This window comes from Acetobacter lambici (genome assembly GCF_011516885.1).
GTDB lineage: Bacteria > Pseudomonadota > Alphaproteobacteria > Acetobacterales > Acetobacteraceae > Acetobacter > Acetobacter lambici.
In genome coordinates this window covers 1-1,251 of record NZ_WOTD01000133.1, presented here as the reverse complement: position 1 = coordinate 1,251, position 1,251 = coordinate 1, and the positions used below count along the sequence as shown (strand labels likewise).

At 50.4% G+C, this 1,251-nt stretch carries 2 pseudogenes; both read left to right on the top strand.

The features are described from left to right. Positions 1-99 (top strand): annotated as a pseudogene (locus GOB86_RS15465) (IS5/IS1182 family transposase); the annotation flags it as partial. Between the two features lie 11 nt (positions 100-110). Continuing rightward, positions 111-1,074 (top strand): annotated as a pseudogene (locus tag GOB86_RS15460) (IS481 family transposase). Positions 1,075-1,251 lie beyond the last annotated feature (177 nt).

Sequence of the window (1,251 nt, the reverse complement as noted above, 5' to 3'; positions counted from 1 at the left end):
ACGAAGGATGTCGAGGCAACAATCTCGTCATCCCACGCGTGGTTGATGATTGCCCATATCCGCAGAGTTCTGCGAAAAATCAATCAAACCCCTTTCTGATTCAGGCTCTTATAGGACAGAACTGTCATGGGAGCGCCACGACCACGCATACCGTGCGGGCAGCACTACAGCGATCGCAGGCTTCGCTCTCAGCGCTGAGCGAGGAGTTCGGGGTCAACCCGAAAACAGTGGCGAAGTGGCGGAAGCGTCAGACGGTTGAGGATCAGAAAACCAGTCCCAAGGAGCTGCGATCAACGGTTCTTTCCGAGACGGATGAAGCGATGATCGTGGCATTTCGCCGGCATACGTTGCTTCCGCTGGATAACTACCTTTATGCCCTGCAGGCCAGCATTCCCCATCTGACACGTTCGGCCCTGCATCGCTGCTTTCAGCGTCACGGGATATCCCGGTTGTCGGACATCGAGGGAGACAAGTCCCAACGACAGTGTTTCAAACGCTAGCCGATCGGGTTCTTCCATCTCGATATCGCAGAGGTCCAGACCGCTGAGGGCAAGCTGTACCTCTTCGTTGCCATCGACGAGACAAGCAAATTCGCTGTCATACAACTGGTCGGGAAAGCCGACCGGAAGACGGCCTGGGAATTCCTCGAATATCTCCTGAGCATTATCCCTTATCGGGTTCATACCATTCTGACCGATAACGGCATCCAGTTCGCTGAACAGTCCCGTAATCGAAATACAGTGTGGTCACGTCCCATGGGCTTTGACATGATCTGTGAAGCTCATGGGATCGAACACTGTCTCACGAAACCAAACCACCCCTGGACGAACGGTCAGGTGGAACGGATGAACCGGACAATCAATGAAGCAACCGTCAAACGCTCCTATTATGACAGCCATGAGCAGTTGAGGACACACCTCAACTGCTCATGGTAGCCTATAATTTCGGGCGAAGGCTCAAGACCCTCAATGGGCTCATGTTTTACGAATATGTCTGCAAAATCTGGACTTCAGAGCCAAAAAATTCATCGTCAATCCAGCCCAGAAAACCCCAAGATTAAACATACAAGATTAAACATAATAGTATTTTGGTTTGACTGAGTGTCAGGTAATTTAAATTGTGATCCGAAAGTTGACCTTCGGTAATCCCCCCATAAAAAGAGTGGCTTTTGAATGAGAATTTTCTCAGCGTAAGGATGAGGAGATTCTGATGAAGAGTGATCGCTTTACTGACGCACAGATCATGGGTGTA